This window comes from Lysinibacillus sp. OF-1 (assembly GCF_028356935.1).
In the GTDB taxonomy this organism is placed as follows: domain Bacteria; phylum Bacillota; class Bacilli; order Bacillales_A; family Planococcaceae; genus Lysinibacillus; species Lysinibacillus fusiformis_D.
Genome location: NZ_CP102798.1, coordinates 1938303 through 1957138 on the forward strand (window position 1 = coordinate 1938303; position 18836 = coordinate 1957138).

The window sequence follows — 18836 nt, forward strand, 5'->3', positions numbered from 1 at the left end:
TTTTCAGTTAAATTGATAGAATTTGTATTGATGCAACAATTGGAGGTATTATCATGGAGTTGAAAAAAGGATTTATTTTTGTGTTTTCTACTTTACTTTTAATTTCTTTCGTATTAGTAGCAGCCAGTGTCTCTCTTAGAACCATCCTTAATCAATAATAGGAAGTGAATAACATGAAATTGAAAAAAGAGCTTATTTTTTTAAAAAACAATGAATATAGCATACCCAAGAGTTCTAATGTTGAAAATCTTATCGAACAGATGTTAGATAAGATTGGGTCTGTTGATGGCGAATTAAGAGACGATCTTATTTATACGACATTTTCAAACTGGATACTAAATGATTACTTATCAGTAAACGTTCTTCAAAGATTATTAGATACCATATTGGATGAGCAGCATCTTTTTTATGGTATAGGGCAATCAAATTCAGATTCAGTTTTTACACGATCATTTTCAATGCTACTTATACCGCTTATTCTTATGGCGGATCAAAAAAAAAATTTTCTACATGACAAGGATATTTTAGAAATTAAGGAAAAAATTATACGTTACCTTCAATGTGAAAAAGATTTAAGAGGCTATGTTCCCGAGAAAGGTTGGGCACATGCATTAGCACATGCTGCTGATGCATTAAATGAGTTAGCTAAATATGATTTACCAATTGCTGAAAAACAACAGATTTTGGATGTCATTAAAAGTGTGATAAGTACAAAAACAATAAATTACACTAATTTAGAAGATGAAAGACTGATAACAGCTGTGATTACAATTTTGAAAAAAAATACTTTTAATATAGAGTTGCTTGAGAGTTGGGTTAATAGTTTTACGGATTGGGAAAAAACTGAAATTTGGCATGAGGAGTACAAAATTATATCTAATGTTAAAAATTTTTTAGGAAGTCTTTACTTTCGTTTAGAGCAAGAAGCTAATCAAAAATATGTGGCTGAAATTGTGAAAGATAAATTAATTAAAATGATGAAAGCCTATACATAAAGGAGTGAACTAATTTGAAACCGAAATTCAAAGATTTTTATCCAGTTATTTCAATTGATTCACAAACTATTCAAATCGGAGATGAACCGAATAATGCCTATGAAATTACTGACCCAGATGGAATATTAATCAAAATCATACCTTTATTGAATGGTAAGTTGGATACAAAACAAATTTTCAACTTAATTGAAGAACGAACTTTTAGTTTTTTGGAGCTAGAAAATATTATTAAAACACTAGATGAAATTGGTCTAATCGAAGACAGTTCTATTGATAATCTTAAAGATTTAAATGACTGGCAACGTGTAAGATACAATAATAACCTTAATTATTTCAATGTATTTAGCAATACAAATAAAACTAAATCATCTTATCAAAAAAAGCTTTTAGAGACAAAGGTTTTGGTTCTGGGAATGGGTGGATTAGGTAGCAATCTTTTAATGCAATTATCCGGGTTAGGGATTGGACATATTAAGTTTCTCGATTGCGATGAGGTAGAATTAAAAAATTTGAACCGTCAAGTCCTATATTCGGAAAGATATATAGGACAGCCAAAAACTAAAGTAGGCTTTGAAAGATTAAGTGATTTTAATACAACCATTAATTATGAGATGATTGATAAAAGAATAAGTTCAGCTGAGGATTTAGAGAATATCATTACAAAGGACTTAGATTTTGTATTTTGTGCAGCTGATAACCCACCAATGTTGATAAACTCTTGGGTAAATGAACTTTGCGTTAAAAATAATGTTCCCTTTATTTCTGGAGGAGTAGGTTTAACTTGTGGAAGCTTCTACTCAGTTAAGCCAACAATATCACCTTGCTTAGAATGTTACTATACCTTTATTAAAGATCAGTTTGGACAAGTACTAGACGCTTATGATAATTCCAACAATGATTATAATGCAGCTATACTACCTAATATTAGTTTGGTAGCATCAATGATGACAACCGATTTCTTACGAATACATCTTCAAATAGCTGAACCGATTTCGTTAGGGAAAAAGGTAATAGTTAATTTCTTGACTTCAGAGACAACATTTGAAAATCCTTGGGTCAATAATAGTCAATGCGAGGTTTGTTCAATAGAAAAATCAATGGCTACCAATTTATTTCCTAAGTAATAAAAGGTTGGTTTAAAATTTAACAGAAAAAACTCCTTAAACGACCACCTGCTAAAGCAGGTGGATTTTGAAATGAATGTCCACGACTAAAGTCGTTTTTATTTAAGGGGGAAGCCCTTATAAAAGTTCGTGTGCTTAAGCACACTGAATATTGAAGATACCGTTCTTTTCTTCGAATTGATTGGCTATATAGTTTCTTATGATTTCTTCGGTAACCGTTCCAACAGTCGCACAAAAATACCCCCATGCCCACACGGAAAATAAACTATTAGAATGGCAACAGTTTTGGACAACTTTATTAAGGTGGCTAGATGGCTCTCTTAAAGCATAAGGGGCGCACAAGTTGCTTGACATGGAGCCTCTATGGGCTTGATTCGTTGAAAGGCTTAGTAATTGCTCCTTATCCTCTATAAAAAGTGTCCAACATTAATAAGATTACACCTAAAATATTTAATCCCCATACCTCCTTGTCAGCTAAATTATTTAAGCTAAAACTGATTTTTGGGTTGGTTTCTAAAGCTATTATTGTAAAGATAAATAAACTTACCAATATAAATAATATAATCAAATAATTTTCCAATATAATAAATATCTTACAATCAGAATATAACAACGCTAAATTATATCTAGAAAAATAAAAAGAAGGTATGAAAATTAATTCATACCTTGCTTTAAACTACTACATTGTTCATAAAAATTACTCTATTTTATCGAATTAATCCTATGATGTAAATATTCAACCATAAAATTTCCTAGAATAAAATAAAGCGTAAAGTTTCTAAACGGAAATTTTATGCTTTACGTCACAAGAAGGGAATGTTTCCAGTTTTAGAAACGGCAAGACTTAGGTTAAGAGAGCTAACTTTAGAGGATGTACCAGCCATTTTCCGCTGCTTTTCGAATGAGGCTGTAACACGCTATTATGGGCAGGAACCCTTTGTCGATACACAGCAGGCTGAACAGGCTATTAAGCAGTTTGCTAAAAACTTTGAACAAAAAAGAGGGATTCGTTGGGGCATTGAACGCAAAGATTCGAATGAAGTCATTGGTACGATTGGCTTCCATTTATGGTCGGCTGCGCATCATCGAGCAGAAATTGGCTATGAAATTCATCCCGATTACTGGCGACAAGGTTATATAAAAGAAGCCGTGCAAAAAGTGATAGCCTATGGCTTTCAGGACATGAACCTGAATCGCATTGGAGCTGTTGTCTTTTTAGAAAATGAAGCTTCCAGTCAACTATTGATGAAGCTAGGGTTCCAACAAGAAGGCATCCTAAGAGACTATATGTATCAAAATGGGCAAGCCTATGATACATTCATTTATTCTTTATTAAAAAAGGAAGAATAATTCCACTTTTTTATTTTAAAAGAATAATATTTAGTGAAAAAAGGATGATAAATAATGATTTAGGCTGAGTTTCGATGCTGCTTTTTTCGGCTATAGTACTAATATGAACACCAATTCATTTGTTCGTGTAAAAAGTATGTGACGAGGGGCTGGGTGTTATGGAGCAATATAGCACAGCTTATTTTCAAAAGCTAGATTTACTAGCAAGCTTATACGCAGGGCATGCCGCTTTAAAGGATTCAATATCAACAGAGAAAGTCAACCAAATGGAGCGCTATCAACAAATCGAAGCGGCAATTGCCAAGCTAAATAATGAAATAAGACTGATTGAACGGACTATTTTAAAGTCCTCAAGAAATCGTTAATAGCAGCTCAACCCATGCGTGTACATGCATGGGTTTTTATCTGTAGAGGGGAGAAAACATTGCAACATGCATCGATGAATAGAAGATCTTATTGTTGTATAGTTGAGACTTCAGCATCAAAATATTGCACTGCTTTCATAGAGCTATCCTTCTAGTTACTCGATATATCCGCTACTTTTAACACGTTATCCGTTACTCTGTCCGTTTTATCCACCAATTCGCGTATTTTATCCGTTCCCTTCCTGCTACATTGTATTATTGAACAAGCGTCAGTAAAAATTGATCGCGTTCTGCTTCCTCTTGCATTTTACTATCAATAAGCATTGCACCAGATTGGACATTTGTGATGGCATTGTCTACAAGAAATTGCACATTGACCTTGGCTATTTCATTGTCAACGGGGCAATCCCCCTTGAACTCTACGACGTCCTGTCCCTTTTGTGTTTCAAAATAAACCCAATATGGATTTTCACAGGCAGCGGCAAAGGCACTTTCTAAAGTTTTTGTACTATTTTCATACGTATAGTTTTGTACATATGTAATATATTCATTGTTTGTAATATCCTTTTGTGGGCCATAAAAGTACCAAAATACCCCTAAAATACCGATAGGCACAATCCACAATATATTCCTTTTACTTAATTTCCCCATGCTTTGCTTCCCCCTTTATGTGAATATTTTAACATCTTCTTTTGCATTTTTGCTAGCTTACGATAATATTTTCTATAGAAGGCCGTGATTCTGTTCATAACGTGAGCTTTGAATTCAAGTGGCAGTTATGATAACGTTAGTTGATAGATTTGTTTCGAAGTCGCCATTTTGTTTGGTGAAGGAGGTTTTTGCATGCATAAAAGAAGACGTGGTTTGCTCCTAGTTCTCGTGCTGATATTACTGGGTTTGTTCTTTTTTCTCGGCACAAAAATGCGGCCGGCCACACAAACGACAAGAAATTCTGAGCCATCCCCAGTCCAAGAGGAAGTATCTGAACAAGAGGGGGTGTCAGAAAATGTGGAGGTCATCCTACAGGACATAGCCAGTTTAGCACTAGAAGGAAGAGTCCCTTATGTGCCGTTTGCAGCAGGTGAGGCGGATCAACAAGTGGTTCATCAGCAATGGGGGGAGCCTCAGCAAGTAACGGAGTCAGTGAATGGACGATATGAAGCTTATCAGGATGTGACGATTGGCTTTCAAGGTTCACATGCTTTTGATATTCGTTCATTTAAAGAGGATATCAAGAAAATTCATTTAGCCGATATTAAAAATAAGTTAGGTGAACCCGATGAGGTTCGTTATTATCAGGATACAACGACCAATCAAATCATTCTTGTCTACCAAGTGAATGCCGACTATCAATTAAAATGGATTTTACCAAAACCGACTGACAGTGATCCTAATCCTGTCGTTCATCATATTTCGGTCTATACTGAATTAAAGCAACAAGCAGCTGATACGGTCAAGCAGATGACATTGGACGAAAAAATTGGTCAAATGATGTTTGCAGGTGTGTCAGGTACGACGCTTCAGCAGGACACAACAAGCCTCATTCAAGATGACAAAGTGGGTGGTTTGATTCTTTATGGTAATAATCTTGAAACCCCTCAGCAAACAGTCACATTGATGAATGACTTAATGGCTGCCAATACCAATAATCAGGTGCCCCTTTTCATAGGAACCGACCAAGAAGGTGGGAAGGTGGTTAGATTACCAGGGCCTTTAAAAAACTTCCCAACGAATAAAAGCATTGGGGATATCAATCAATCCCAATTGTCATTTAAAGTAGGTCAATTGCTAGGGGAACAATTAAAGGCATTTGGCTTTAACCTTGATTTTGCCCCTGTACTAGACGTCAATAGCAATCCGAATAATCCGATTATAGGAGATCGCTCGTTTTCGAATCATCCCGATATTGTCAGCAAATTAGGCATTCAGACAATGAAAGGGCTAGAGTCCAAGCAAGTAATTCCAGTAATCAAGCATTTCCCTGGGCACGGTGATACTTCCGTGGATTCCCATTTAGAATTGCCAAAGGTGACGAAAAGTTTGGCCGATTTAAAGCAACTGGAGCTTGTCCCCTTTAAAGATGCCATTGATAACGGTGCCGATGTGGTCATGGTTGCTCATATTTTATTACCAAAGATTGACCCACAATACCCTTCATCGATGTCGAAGGAAATTATCACAGGTATGTTAAGGGAGCAGCTAGGCTTCGATGGGGTTGTCATGACAGACGATATGACGATGAAAGCTATCACGAATCATTTTGCTATCGGTCAAGCGGCTGTAGATTCAATCAAGGCTGGCAGTGATATTATATTAATCGCCCATGAGTACACGAATGTCGCATCAGCCATAAAAGCTGTGAAGGCAGCCGTCCATGATGGAGACATAACAGAGGAGCGCATTAATGAGAGTGTCCGTCGAATCATGCAGCTAAAACAAAAGTATCAGCTTGTCAATCAACCCGTGACAGCAGTTGATATCAACAAGCTCAATACAGACATCGAAAACGTATTCAATATGTATAAATAAAGATGGAGAGGGACATACAGCAAGTAATGTATGTTCCTTTTTGTGAATGATGGATAAGGGTGAGAACGTGGATAAGGAATTCAAATTAGCTAGTCGATTATTAACGCTGTTAGATGCTGAACAAAGATGGTTTACTTTAGCGGAGGTTGAAAAAAGTTTACATGTTTCAGATAAAACCATCCGTAAGCTAGTAGAAGAAATCAATAGGCAATTGCCAGCAGCGATGACTATTGAAGTGTCTAGAGGAAAGGGAATCTTTCTACAACGCGATGGGCGAAGTACAACAGTTAGTGAAGTGGTTTCAAGCATGCTTAGACAAACAATCTTCTATCGACTAATGCATTTATTGTTTACAAATGGGCATCAATTCACCATGGAGGAGCTTGCAGAAGCTATGTTTATGAGTACCTCATCTTTGAAGAAATTGATTATGCAATTAAATAATCACGATTTGAAGCCATATAAGCTACGAATTACATACTCGACGCCAGCCGTAAAGGGAAATGAATTGAATATCCGTTATTTTTACTGGAAGTTATATGGTGATGCTTATGAGTTTACAGGATGGCCATTTACGAATAGTGACTGTGATTTTATCAATCAATCCATTACGAATATAGAGAATGAGAAGAACATTGTTTATTTTATCAATTCCAAACGGAAATTATCGTTTTTAATAGCGATTGTACTTGAAAGAGTGAGAAAAGGGAACTATGTCAAAATTGCTGAGGGTGATTATCTTTGGGAAAGTGGGATTTTCTATTTGCCAGTAAAAGAATTTGCGCTGGCACTGGAAGAAAGATTCTCTATAGAATTACCAAAAAATGAATTGTTTTTCATGCAATCCCTATTTAGCCTAAGCCAATATCATTATTATGAAGGGTCTGACATGACGCCGAAGAAAGAAATTGAATTGTACAAGAATAAAGAAGTCGATCAAATGGCGCAGCAGTTATTAACAATATTGGCTAGGGCTTACCCCAATCTAGATAGGCAAGAGCGTTTTATCTTGGAAGTATATGAGTTTCTTGACAAGCTTTTAATCGATAACGCCATTCCTGAATGGTTGACGATTGCAAAAAGTAATTTAACAAACTATGTTCAAATCGAGTGTCAGCAAATTTATCAAGATATGCAGAACTGCATGCAAAAGTGGCAAAAAACATACCCTTCTGTCCTGTATAATGACTTTCATTTAACCAAACTCACCTTACTTGTTCGTTCAGGACTACGCTATAAAAGTAAACGAGCCTTCTTGGTCATTGGTGAGGAGTTTTCTATCCGTCATTATATAGCTAATTTGATAAAAAACGAAATTGGAGACCAGCTCATTATTAATACTTCCATTATGAAGGGGCTAACCGACGAAATGGTGGAGCAGCATCACATTGATTTTGTCATAAGTAATTTTCCTGTTGCCTTAACGACAGTGCCCGTTGTTATTATTTCAACGATTCCTTCAAAAAGGGATTTAGATAATATTCGCCAAGAATTGCTTCAGTAATTTGGTCAATTATTTCCTGTACACTACGTAACAATCTGGTCTAGTTTGTTATGATAAAAAAATCTTATACTCATAGTAGTTTCTGAACCGATTTCTTTTAAGAGAAATTGGTTTGGAAACAGCTATGGGTTTTTTTGATGGCAAATGAAAACGTTTACCTTATGGAATTTGAGATAAATAGTTGGAGGGATAAAGATGAGTAGGCATTTAGGTGCAAAAAAGGGAGAAATAGCAGAGCGTGTGCTGCTTCCTGGAGATCCTCTGCGTGCAAGATTTGTAGCAGAGCATTTTCTAGAGAAGGCTTATTGCTATAACGAAGTAAGAGGGATGTATGGTTACACAGGAATGTACAAAGGTGTGCCGATTTCAGTTCAAGGTACTGGGATGGGCAATCCATCGATGAGTATATATGGTACGGAATTGGTCAACGATTATGGCGTTAAGAAACTGGTTCGTATCGGAACATGTGGTGCGATGCAAAAGGATATTAATATCCGTGATATTATATTAGCCCAAGCAGTGTCCTCAGATAGCAATTTGACGGAGAAAATATTCTACGGTAATAATTATGCACCAACAGCAGATTTTTCTTTATTAATAAAGGCGTATCAACAAGCACAAGACAAAAAAGTAAATGTCTTTGTTGGCAATATTTATAATTCTGATGAATTCTATCGTGAAACACTAGACACGCTTCATAAGTTTATGGAATTCGGTGTGTTAGGTGTAGAAATGGAAAGTACATCCCTCTATACTTTAGCTGCTAAATACGGGGTAAAAGCATTATCTATTTTGACGGTAGGTAGTCAATTATTAACAAATGAAAGCTTATCTCACGAGGAAAGTGAAAAGTCCTTTTATGAAATGGTGGACATTGCACTTCAGACAATCATCGATGAGTAATGCAATAGTAATCGTAAGAAAAGGGGAAGACCGTAATGAAGGCAATATTGTCTGGATTACAGTGGATGGTATTTATGCTCGCTGGTGCTATCGCAGCGCCGATTGCTATCGCAGATGTATATAATCTAACATCTATTGAGACGTCTGGGCTAATCCAAAGTACGATTATTACTTTAGGGATAGCTGGTTTTTTACAAGGGCTGATTGGTCATAAATTACCAATCCATGAAGGGCCAGCTGGTTTATGGTGGAGCATTTTTACCATTTATGCGAGTTTGGTAGGGGTATTATATTCTTCTCACATGGCTGCCTTACAAGCTTTATGTGGAGGAATGATTATAAGTGGTATTTTATTTATCCTACTTTCAGCACTTAAGCTAATGGATAAAATTGCTTGTTTATTTACACCGACCATCACTTTTATCTATTTGCTTTTATTAATCTTTCAATTAAGTGGCTCCTTTATGAAAGGAATGATGGGTATTTCATCAAGCCACGCAACAGTAAATATTAAAGTATTTCTACTTAGTACGATGGTCATTTGTATCACCTTTTGGTTAGGCAACAATCGCTATACTATTCTGCGACAATTTTCAATCATCATTAGTATATTGATAGGTTGGTTATTATTTGTGATTTTTGGTCAGACATCTGGGATTTCACAGGTAAATACACTAGTTAAGCTCCCTGAATTATTCCCATTTGGAAGGCCGAGATTTGACAGTGGAACCATCACTACAGCATTCTTGTTAGCATTGCTATTAATAGTTAATGCGATTGCATCAATCCGTTTGATGGAGACAGTCATGAAACAAAAACAATCAAGGGATGATCGCCGTTATTTGCGTGCTGGATTTATGTCAGGGATTACACAACTAATTTGTGGAGGCCTGGGTGCGATCGGCTCAGTGCCAATTTCGGGGGCAGCAGGATATGTTGAACAAACAGGTATGAAGGAACGCAGGTCGTTTTTAATTGGGTGTTGCTGCGTTATCTGTATCTCCTTACTGCCACCCTTTATGAATATATTAGCGGGTATTCCAGCACCAATAGGCTATGCTGTAACATTCGTTATTTTTGTCAAGATGGTCGGAATCTCCTTGAAAGAATTGAAAACGGTTACGCACGAGGAACGAACGTATATCGTGAGTGGCGTGTCTCTTTTAGTTGGTGTTGGTTTAATGTTTATTCCTTCATCTGCGACAAGCCAATTATCTCCTATCGTGATTGCTATTTTAAACAATGGGTTAATTTGTGGAAGTTTTTTAGCGATTATTTTAGAACAAGGATTAATCTGGAAGGAAAAACATTCGAGTAAGTCTATATCTTAAACAGAGTAAAACACGGAGGGGACAAGATGCATTATTTAATTTCTATAGTAGGACTCATGCTAGTTCTATTATTAGCATGGGTTGCAAGTAATAATAAGAAAAAGATTAAATATCGCCCCATCATGGTGATGATTGCTATCCAACTTATTTTAGGCTTTCTTTTACTTAAAACGGGTATCGGGGAATTTCTAATTAAAGGTTTTGCTGATAGTTTTGCAAAATTACTTGAATACGCCAATGAAGGTACTAATTTTGTATTCGGTGGGATGGCCAATGAAGGTGCACATACATTTTTCCTTTATGTATTAATGCCAATTGTATTTATGTCAGCAATAATTGGAATATTGCAACATTATAAAATCCTCCCATTTATTATTAAGTATATTGGTTTAGTATTAAGTAAAATAAATGGGATGGGTAAACTAGAATCATATAATGCAGTTGCAGCAGCTATAGTAGGACAAAATGAAGTATTTATTTCCGTGAAAAATCAAATTGGATTTTTACCGAAACATCGTCTGTATACATTATGTGCTTCTGCGATGTCAACGGTATCTATGTCGATTGTCGGCTCCTATATGACGATGTTAGAGCCTAAGTATGTAGTGGCAGCATTAATATTAAACTTATTTGGCGGCTTTATCATAGCCTCCATCATTAACCCGTATGACGTAAAAGCCGAAGAGGATATAATTGAAGTACAAGAAGGTGAAAAGCAAACCTTCTTTGAAATGCTAGGCGAATATATTATGGATGGGTTTAAGGTAGCCATCATCGTTGGGGTCATGTTAGTAGGTTTTGTTGGGTTGATTGCCTTGATTAATGGTGTATTTAGCGGTATATTCGGCATCTCGTTCCAAGACATCTTAGGCTATATCTTTGCTCCAATTGCCTTTGTCATGGGTGTACCTTGGCATGAAGCTGTCAATGCCGGAAGTATCATGGCGACAAAGCTTGTGGCAAATGAATTCGTTGCCATGCTGGATTTTGTTAAAATACAAGATAGTTTCAGTGAGCGCACAACAGCCATCGTATCTGTTTTCCTTATATCCTTCGCGAACTTTGGGTCCATTGGTACCATCGTGGGTGCGGTGAAAGGGTTAAATGAAAAGCAAGGGAATGTGGTTGCGCGCTTTGGATTAAAATTGCTATATGGTGCTTCACTTGTAAGTGTTCTATCAGCTATCATTATCGGCATTGTATTTTAAATAGGCTCATAAGATTTGAATGACTTAAGAGTATCTACACCATTTCCTATCACCTAAAATTGCTCAGTTACTTGGAAAAAGGGAGGGTAGATCTCTATAAATAAATATAATTTTTGAGGCTGGGACAAAAGAAAAAATGTTAGACCATTTACAAGTTTGGTCTAACATTTTTTTGCGTTATTAGAACACATATACTTTAATAAATCACAAAAATAACATTCATTTTTTGCTTTTTCTCAATAAAATGAGTTCTGTCCCAGCCTCTTTGCATATTATGTAAAAGGCTAGGAACATTCATAACATATAGACCTTTCACATATGGCAAAATTCTTTTTATCTCCTTGTAATATTTCTCCCTCTCAAAGTACCATATATTAATAACCTCTTAATATCCTCCAAGAAAAGGCAACAGCTTCTACACTTTTACCTATTTCGATGGTTTAAATTGCCATATAGGTCTTTAGACAGTTGAGTCATTTCTGTCTTTCTTATAATATGTAATTATTGTTGAAAATGATAATCATTATCAACGTTTGTCAACAATTCAATTGTTTCCATTTACTTCTTATCATCTCATCAGTCTTTTTAATTTGGAAGACTCATTTTTTTAACAGTGAATGATAATAATTATCATTTGATAGGGAGAAGGCTCTGTGAAAGGATGGTTAATGAATGCAACAGATGGCTAAACAGATTGCAGAAAATGCAACGTTTCAAGCGTTTATGAATTGTTATATACGAGAGGTGAGTAGCGGACACTGGGTCAGAAAGGAGGAATGGATAAAAGAACAGCGACTATCTATCCTGATGACAGAGGAATATATATTAGAAATCGAGTTGCCATTACAAAACACACGTTTTGCATTTGGCATGGAATACAAATCTCTTGTTGGAAGACATAAATTTGGTGACTCGTTGAAGTATTGTACGAAACAAAAACAATGGCTTGTCGAAGATAAATTAACGATACTCATCACATTTATTCAGGAACTCCATTTTATGGCTAAGAAGGACGGATGTCATGAACTTTCCTCCCATTTTGATGAACTCATTCTTCGCATAATTGAGAGCTATCAAACGATGACAAATTATATTGAAAAGCGTCTGGAAAATAAGAAACAAAATGGAGCTAACGGTACGTTTATTGAAGCTGAGCAATCTCTCTTACTTGGACATTGGCTCCATCCGACACCTAAAAGCAGACAAGGGATGTCAGATTGGCAGCAAACGAGTTTTGCTCCAGAGTTACAAGGTTCTTTCCAGCTTCACTATTTTCGTGTCGACCGTAAAAATGTGAAAGAGTCCTCTGTATTAGAAAAAAGTGCAAGTGAACTCATTTCTCAGTCTTTAACAACATCACAACCTGATTTTGTGATGTCAGAGAAGGATTGCCTCATTCCGATGCATCCGCTTCAAGCACAATGGCTTTTGCAGCAACCGCATGTAAAAAAAGCGCTTGCTGAAGGATGGATAAAATACGAAGGTGCACTTGGGGCACTTTATACAGCAACCTCCTCGATAAGAACGGTATATAGCACAAATGAAGAAATGATGTATAAGTTTTCAATTCCAGTCAAAATAACGAATTCATTGCGGGTGACTAGAACGCATGAATTAAAAGCTGGGATTGTTATGGCTCGGTTAATGAATAAGATTGATTTCTTACAGAACCATCCATCTTTCCGGATGATTGATGATCCAGCCTATATGACTGTAGAGTTCCCAAATCAGACGGAATCAGGGTTTGAGGTTATTTTTCGCTCAAATGTATTTCCTGAAGGACATGATGAAGGAATCTGCATGATCGCTACGCTTTTGCAAGAGCCCCTACCAAAAGAAAAATCAAAATTATGTCAGCTCATCATGAAAATCGCTCAATCAGAATTCCGATCAATAGAGAGCGTAAGCTTAGATTGGTTTAAGGCTTATTGGAAATGTTCGATTGAATCGTTATTAAGATTATACGATGAGAATGGAATAGCTCTCGAAGCACACCAGCAAAATAGTTTGTTAAACATTTCTTCCAGTTATCCAACTACTTATTATTATCGTGATAACCAAGGTTATTACTTGTCAAAAACATATAAAGAAGTACTTCTTTCAATAGAGCCTTCTTTACATGAAACAGAAGAGCTATTTTACGAAGATGCCCTTATTCATGATAGATTTACATATTATTTATTTATGAATCAATTGTTTCCCGTTATTTCTCGATTTGGAGCCGATCAGCTAATCGATGAAAAAATTCTTTTGAAGTGGTCTATCGATCAACTGCACTTATTAGAAAAAGAATTTACAGGTTTCGGGAAGGCATTTATTCGTAACATTCTAAAGCAAGAGGAGCTTGCGTTCAAAGCAAATTTATTAACAAGATTTCATGATGTAGATGAACTAGAAGCCGAGCTTGAACAAGCGGTATATACGAAAGTGCCAAATCCGTTCGTTGTTCAGTATGAGGAGGCAGAATATGAAGCAGCTACAGCCTTTAGTTACTAAACAAGAAGAGCTACGTGTAAGGCGGCAGCTTGTAGAAGCAATGATGTTTGAAAGACTAATCAAATATGAAGAAACGCCTCTAGATAAATGGTCTTCCATTTTTACTCTTGTTGGACAGAAATGTACCTATCGTTGTGAAGGGCGAAGAATGGCCTTTGATCGTATCCGAATAAAGGGCGATAGTATTTTTCTAGTAGGAAAAGATGAGACGTTACTAGAAGCTACGCTTGAGGATCTAGTAGATGAATTACTATCTACTCGTAAAGACAAAGTTCGTTTACTGGAAGAACTTCATTTAACGAGTAAGCTTTGTCAATGGAATGAGCGTCATCTCCAAATGCCCATGTCGAGAAGAAATTCGAGCTATGAAGAATTAGAATCAGAAATCATGGAAGGGCATCCCTATCATCCTTGTTTCAAATCTAGAACTGGTTTTACAATTGACGACCATAAAAACTATGGCCCTGAGGCAAAGCAATCATTTACCCTTCAATGGGTTGCGGTGAGAAGAAGCTACGTACGAATCACCGTTCTTGAGGAAGAGAGCTTTTGGAAAAGAGAGCTAGGACATTTGCTATGGGAAGACCTTCTAGCAAAGCTTGCGATTTTCGGTGGAACATTTGACGACTATACGTTCCTACCCGTTCATCCTTGGCAATGGCATAACCTGAAAATGGAACTAGCTGAATTAATTGAGCAAAAAAATTTAATCCCTCTAAATGTGAAAGGAGATTACTATAGGGCAACCCAATCAGTACGAACATTATGGAATGTTTCACATCCTGAAAAGGCGCAATTAAAATGCGCAATGAATATGGTGAATACTTCTTCCTTGCGAAAGTTACATTCTCATGCTGTTTGTGCCGCTCCTCCTATTTCATCATGGCTTAAACAGGTGATTCAATTAGATGCCTATTTACAAAAGGAAGCATCGCTTATTGTACTGGAGGAATATGCAGGTATTATTTTTGAACCGAATGCCCAAAAGCATAGTAGCAAACTAGAAGGTCAGCTTGGTACCATATGGCGAGAAAGTGTGCGCTTGTATATGAAGGATGAAGAGGAAGCGGTTCCTTTTACAGTACTAATGATGATGGAGAGAGATGGGCGTCCATTTATTGATGATTGGCTTTCCCGATATGGAGCAGAGGAGTGGGTAAAACGCTTGATCGAAGTGAGTGTTATTCCTGTGTGGCACTTGCTGGTCGCTCATGGTATTGCGCTGGAGGCACATGCACAAAACATGATTTTATTGCATCAAAATGGGTGGCCCACTCGGGTTGTACTGAGGGATTTCCATGACAGTATCGAATATATGGAAGAATTCATTGCAGACAGAAGCCTCGTTCCAGACTTTGCAACGATACACGAACGTTTTAAAGATGCACCTGTCGATCAGTATTATTGGATGTCTTCTCTAGAGGCTTTACGAGAGTTAATTATGGATACACTATTCGTATTTCATTTAAGTGAACTATCGTATTTGCTAGAGGAGCAGTATGACTTTGCAGAAACACATTTTTGGTGTCAAGTTAAGGACAGCTTACAGAAGCACTTGGAACGCTTTCCATCGTTATGTGCAAGACATGAACAGCTTCAGCATACTAGCACACATATTTATGTTGAATCTTTGCTAACTAAGAAAGTTCAAAATCAAGAGGAAGGTAATTTTCGACATATCGTCAATAATACGTTGGCGCAAGCGGATAAAAAGGAGAAATGATGATGTTTTATGTCAATGATCAATTTTATGCAGTAGAAGATATTGAGAAGCAATTTGAAATATATGAAAGCTTACCTCATCTAAGGGAATGTAACAATCGCAGACTAGCTATTTGTACGGATGATACTTTCCAATATATAGCTCTTTGTTTATACATTCGCGAAAAAGGGGGATCAGTTGTCCCCATCCATTCAGCAACGCCGAAAGAGGGAGCTGTGCGACTTGCTTCTTCAGCAGGTAGTCATCTGCTGTTGTTCCAATCGATTGATACTTTCATTGAACTATCAAATCATTGCAATAACCAAGAGGGCGTATTAGTTCAAATGAGCTCAGGCACAACAGGCGCTCCGAAATGTATTGAACGAACGTGGGGCTCTGTGGAAAAAGAGATTGAAAGTTATGTGACGATGTTACCTGTCGATTCCTTGACAAATTCGGTTGTTGCTTGTCCAGTAACTCATTCCTATGGCTTCATTTGTGGTGTCTTGGCTTGCATAAGAAGGGGAGCAAAGCCAGTTATTATTACGAATAATAATCCTAAATATATTTTGAAAAAGCTAAAAGAATATCCTCAACACATACTTTATGGGGCCCCAGCGTTACTTTATACATTAAGTCGATTATTACCGATGGGTGAACAATTTGATCGTGTCATGACGTCAGGAACTTTGATGCCGCATAGCTGGCTGACAACATTAAGGGAGAAATCTCGCCAAGTACTCCAGCAGTATGGCTGCTCTGAAGCAGGCTGTGTTGCGATTCACCCTAATGTGGAAGATCCGAAAGAAATGGGTTACCCACTTCCTCATGTAAAGGTAACAGCCGGTGATAAACAAACACCGAGCGAAATCATTATTGAATTGTCTACACAAACGATTTATACGAAAGATCTTGGCTATATAGAAGATAATGTTTTGTCTTTTCTAGCAAGAATAGATGACACGATTAATGTAGCAGGCTTGAATGTGTATCCGCAAGAAGTGGAAACCGTGTTAATGGATGACCCAAGAATAGTCGAAGCAGTTGTATATAAGAAACAAGATAGCCTATCAGGAGAGCGGGTATGTGCACTATATGTGTCTACTGAACCAATCGATAATATGGAGCTTCGAGAATGGTGCCGAAAATTTCTAGCTCCACATCAAGTTCCAATAGAGTTTTTGCCTGTTCAAGAAATTGAAAAGCTGCCTAATGGAAAAATAAGTAGAAAAAAACTTGGAGGCATACCAGTATGACGCGACAACAATTGATTCAGAGCATCTATGATATTATGGAAAATTCATTAGAGTTGCCGACACTGTCTTCTTTCAATGAAGATGCCCGATTAAATGAGGATTTGTATATGGATTCCATTATGGTCCTTCAACTGATTCTTCATATAGAGCTGGATCTTGGCATTGCCATCCCCGATGAGGTTCTCGTTCCTAAAGATTTCAAAACAGTAGGAACATTAGCAAGCTTTTTAGAAAAACAGCAAAAGGTAGAATAATCGGAGGCCAAAAATGATAAAAGTTCATTGTTTTGTAAGCTGTGTTTGTGAGGTTATTAAGAAAACGAAAGGTGTCGATCATAGGCCCTACTATTTTGGGGTATGGGACGCTGATTTTGATGTGCTTGATAATGGTGTGCTAACATACCATTCGGATCAAATCGATCATGATTTCTTTCAAACATGGTATGAAATGCTCTATGGCATCAAGCTTTACAAATGGTATGACGAAAAGCAGTCTAAACAAGAAAATATAAACAAATTGCTAGGGCTAGTAGAGAATAAATCGCCACATCAACATGTGATGGTGATGCTGGATTTATCGATGCTGCCAGAGCGAGAGAATAAATTTCATCAACGTCCATTCCCTCATTATGTGATGCTAGAATCGACCGAAAATGAAGAAGAGTGGTTTATGTATGACCCTGATTTTCGCTGGGAAGGAATTTTACCGAAGGAGCGAATTTTAGCTGCAATCCAAGAGCCAACTGTCAAAGGTGGCTATTACTTTGATTCTGAGACGATTATTGCTCCTACTACAGAGACGGTTGAAGCCTATTTTAATACATGCATCAAGCTTGATTGTAATCCGTTGACAGATGCCGTTACCGAAATTATGAAAAAGTCTATCGCAGGAAAAGAACGTCTGTCAAAACTACCGACGGCCTTAAAGCAATTGCCAGTTATCGCGATTAGAAAGTATGCATATGAGCATGCATTTGCATTTTTTTGGGAAGCACTTGGGCGAGAAGAGGAAGGCTTTGACACATGGTGTGATGAAATTGAGCGTCTAGTGACTGGCTATACAACGATTCAGTATCGAGCGATGAAGCTGGCGATGACGCAAGATTTGTTATTGGTGGAAAATATTTTTGTGAAGTTAGAAGAACAAAATCAGCTTGAGTTCAAAATCAAGCAAGGATTACAAGAATGTTTTCAAGCATGGTTAACATTACAGCACAAGAAAGAGGTCATGTTATGAAACTATCAATTTGTACAATCTCATTTCGGCACCATCTCCACTCGATGGAGCAATTAGCTCAATTTGCTAAAACACAAGGTTTTCAAGGAATCGAGCTCTGGGGCATTCATGCAAAGAACTTGGCAGATGAACCTCATTATGGAGCAGATTGGCTAAGCTCCTACGGTTTGGAAACAAGCATGCTTAGTGATTATTTGCCATTAGATGCACCCGTTTCGGAGATGATGGCTGAAACAGAAAGATTATCTGCACTTGCCAAGCGCTGGGGAACAAATAAAATTCGTACATTTGTAGGAAGGCAAGGCAGCTCAGACACGAGTAAGAAAGAAAGGGCAGAACTTATTGTCAGACTTACAATGCTCTGTGATTATCTTGAGTCACAAGGACAAAATTTGCTGGTAGAAACTCATCCAAATACATTAACAGATAACCTACCTTCAACCATGCAGTTACTTGAAGAAACGAATCACTCCAGCCTACGAGTGAACTTTGACGTTTTACATATATGGGAATCAGGAATGAACCCGATTGTCGCCATGAAGCAACTACGTCCTTATATCTCACATTTTCACTTTAAAAATATTGCCTCACGTGCTCAACTAGATGTTTTTTCACCAAACAATGTGTATGCGGCAGCAGGGTCTAGGGAAGGAATGGTTCCTTTGTTTGAAGGTGCTATTGATTATGGTGAATTCCTAGCAGAAGCAGTTTCAACGATGGAGGTAGATGCATCATTGGAATGGTTTGGATCGAATGTGATGAGCGTATTAGCAAAAGATAGTCAAGAGGTTAAGAAGGCGTTGCAGTTGGTGCAAATATAGTGTAAGGCTGTTTATA

17 protein-coding genes are annotated in these 18836 nt (G+C 37.2%); 15 read left to right on the forward strand and 2 right to left on the reverse strand.

From position 1 onward, the window contains the following. Nucleotides 1–173 precede the first annotated feature (173 nt). On the forward strand, nucleotides 174–995 hold the full coding sequence (locus NV349_RS09285) for a DUF2785 domain-containing protein (protein ID WP_089932349.1): 822 nt from the start codon (nucleotides 174–176) through the stop codon (nucleotides 993–995). 14 nt (nucleotides 996–1009) lie between these two features. Next, nucleotides 1010–2119 carry a HesA/MoeB/ThiF family protein gene (locus tag NV349_RS09290; protein WP_089932348.1) on the forward strand — a complete coding sequence of 370 codons (1110 nt, stop codon included), beginning with the start codon at nucleotides 1010–1012 and terminating at the stop codon, nucleotides 2117–2119. Between the two features lie 135 nt (nucleotides 2120–2254). Here NV349_RS09290 and NV349_RS23205 read toward each other — a convergent pair whose 3' ends face one another. Beyond that, nucleotides 2255–2473 (reverse strand): transposase, encoded by a 219-nt coding sequence (locus NV349_RS23205; RefSeq protein ID WP_211663866.1) that lies wholly within the window; start codon nucleotides 2471–2473, stop codon nucleotides 2255–2257. 462 nt (nucleotides 2474–2935) lie between these two features. On the opposite strand from NV349_RS23205, the gene NV349_RS09295 reads away from it, so the two are divergent. Both NV349_RS09295 and NV349_RS09300 read left to right on the forward strand, forming a co-directional pair. Next, complete coding sequence (locus tag NV349_RS09295; RefSeq protein WP_089932347.1) at nucleotides 2936–3469, forward strand: GNAT family N-acetyltransferase; 534 nt, start codon at nucleotides 2936–2938, stop codon at nucleotides 3467–3469. Nucleotides 3470–3627: 158 nt separating this feature from the next. Then, nucleotides 3628–3834: a hypothetical protein gene (locus NV349_RS09300; protein WP_271913097.1), complete on the forward strand. Its 207-nt coding sequence runs from the start codon at nucleotides 3628–3630 to the stop codon at nucleotides 3832–3834. Nucleotides 3835–4089: 255 nt separating this feature from the next. Here NV349_RS09300 and NV349_RS09305 read toward each other — a convergent pair whose 3' ends face one another. Continuing rightward, nucleotides 4090–4485, reverse strand: coding sequence for a glucosamine 6-phosphate synthetase (locus tag NV349_RS09305; protein ID WP_271913098.1), 396 nt, complete (start codon nucleotides 4483–4485; stop codon nucleotides 4090–4092). Nucleotides 4486–4677: 192 nt separating this feature from the next. On the opposite strand from NV349_RS09305, the gene nagZ reads away from it, so the two are divergent. The 11 genes from nagZ to NV349_RS09360 all read left to right on the forward strand — a co-directional run bounded on the left by nagZ (nucleotide 4678) and on the right by NV349_RS09360 (nucleotide 18820). Continuing rightward, entirely contained in the window at nucleotides 4678–6363 is a 1686-nt protein-coding gene (gene nagZ / locus NV349_RS09310) for a beta-N-acetylhexosaminidase (RefSeq protein WP_036127443.1), read from the forward strand. A 67-nt stretch (nucleotides 6364–6430) separates the two neighbouring features. Continuing rightward, on the forward strand, nucleotides 6431–7867 hold the full coding sequence (locus tag NV349_RS09315) for an AcpB/EbpR/MafR family transcriptional regulator (RefSeq protein WP_271913100.1): 1437 nt from the start codon (nucleotides 6431–6433) through the stop codon (nucleotides 7865–7867). A gap of 195 nt (nucleotides 7868–8062) precedes the next feature. Further along, entirely contained in the window at nucleotides 8063–8770 is a 708-nt protein-coding gene (gene deoD / locus NV349_RS09320) for a purine-nucleoside phosphorylase (protein ID WP_271913102.1), read from the forward strand. A 35-nt stretch (nucleotides 8771–8805) separates the two neighbouring features. Beyond that, nucleotides 8806–10101, forward strand: coding sequence for a purine/pyrimidine permease (locus NV349_RS09325; RefSeq protein ID WP_089932336.1), 1296 nt, complete (start codon nucleotides 8806–8808; stop codon nucleotides 10099–10101). A 26-nt stretch (nucleotides 10102–10127) separates the two neighbouring features. After that, a complete protein-coding gene (locus NV349_RS09330; RefSeq protein WP_036127430.1) occupies nucleotides 10128–11309 on the forward strand; it encodes a NupC/NupG family nucleoside CNT transporter in 1182 nt (393 codons plus the stop codon). Nucleotides 11310–11981: 672 nt separating this feature from the next. Further along, nucleotides 11982–13805, forward strand: coding sequence for an IucA/IucC family protein (locus tag NV349_RS09335; RefSeq protein ID WP_271913104.1), 1824 nt, complete (start codon nucleotides 11982–11984; stop codon nucleotides 13803–13805). Next, the gene (locus NV349_RS09340) at nucleotides 13777–15528 is read left to right on the forward strand and encodes an IucA/IucC family protein (RefSeq protein ID WP_271913106.1); all 1752 of its coding nucleotides are present in this window, start codon (nucleotides 13777–13779) and stop codon (nucleotides 15526–15528) included. Before NV349_RS09335 ends, NV349_RS09340 begins: the two co-directional genes overlap by 29 nt. Further along, nucleotides 15525–16763, forward strand: coding sequence for an AMP-binding protein (locus tag NV349_RS09345; RefSeq protein WP_271913108.1), 1239 nt, complete (start codon nucleotides 15525–15527; stop codon nucleotides 16761–16763). The genes NV349_RS09340 and NV349_RS09345 overlap by 4 nt, the downstream gene beginning before the upstream one ends. Next, nucleotides 16760–17017 (forward strand): petrobactin biosynthesis protein AsbD, encoded by a 258-nt coding sequence (gene asbD / locus NV349_RS09350; protein ID WP_036127419.1) that lies wholly within the window; start codon nucleotides 16760–16762, stop codon nucleotides 17015–17017. The genes NV349_RS09345 and asbD overlap by 4 nt, the downstream gene beginning before the upstream one ends. A 13-nt stretch (nucleotides 17018–17030) precedes the next feature. Further along, nucleotides 17031–17999 (forward strand): DUF6005 family protein, encoded by a 969-nt coding sequence (locus NV349_RS09355; RefSeq protein ID WP_089932327.1) that lies wholly within the window; start codon nucleotides 17031–17033, stop codon nucleotides 17997–17999. After that, nucleotides 17996–18820, forward strand: coding sequence for a sugar phosphate isomerase/epimerase family protein (locus NV349_RS09360; RefSeq protein WP_271913111.1), 825 nt, complete (start codon nucleotides 17996–17998; stop codon nucleotides 18818–18820). The genes NV349_RS09355 and NV349_RS09360 overlap by 4 nt, the downstream gene beginning before the upstream one ends. Nucleotides 18821–18836: the final 16 nt, after the last annotated feature.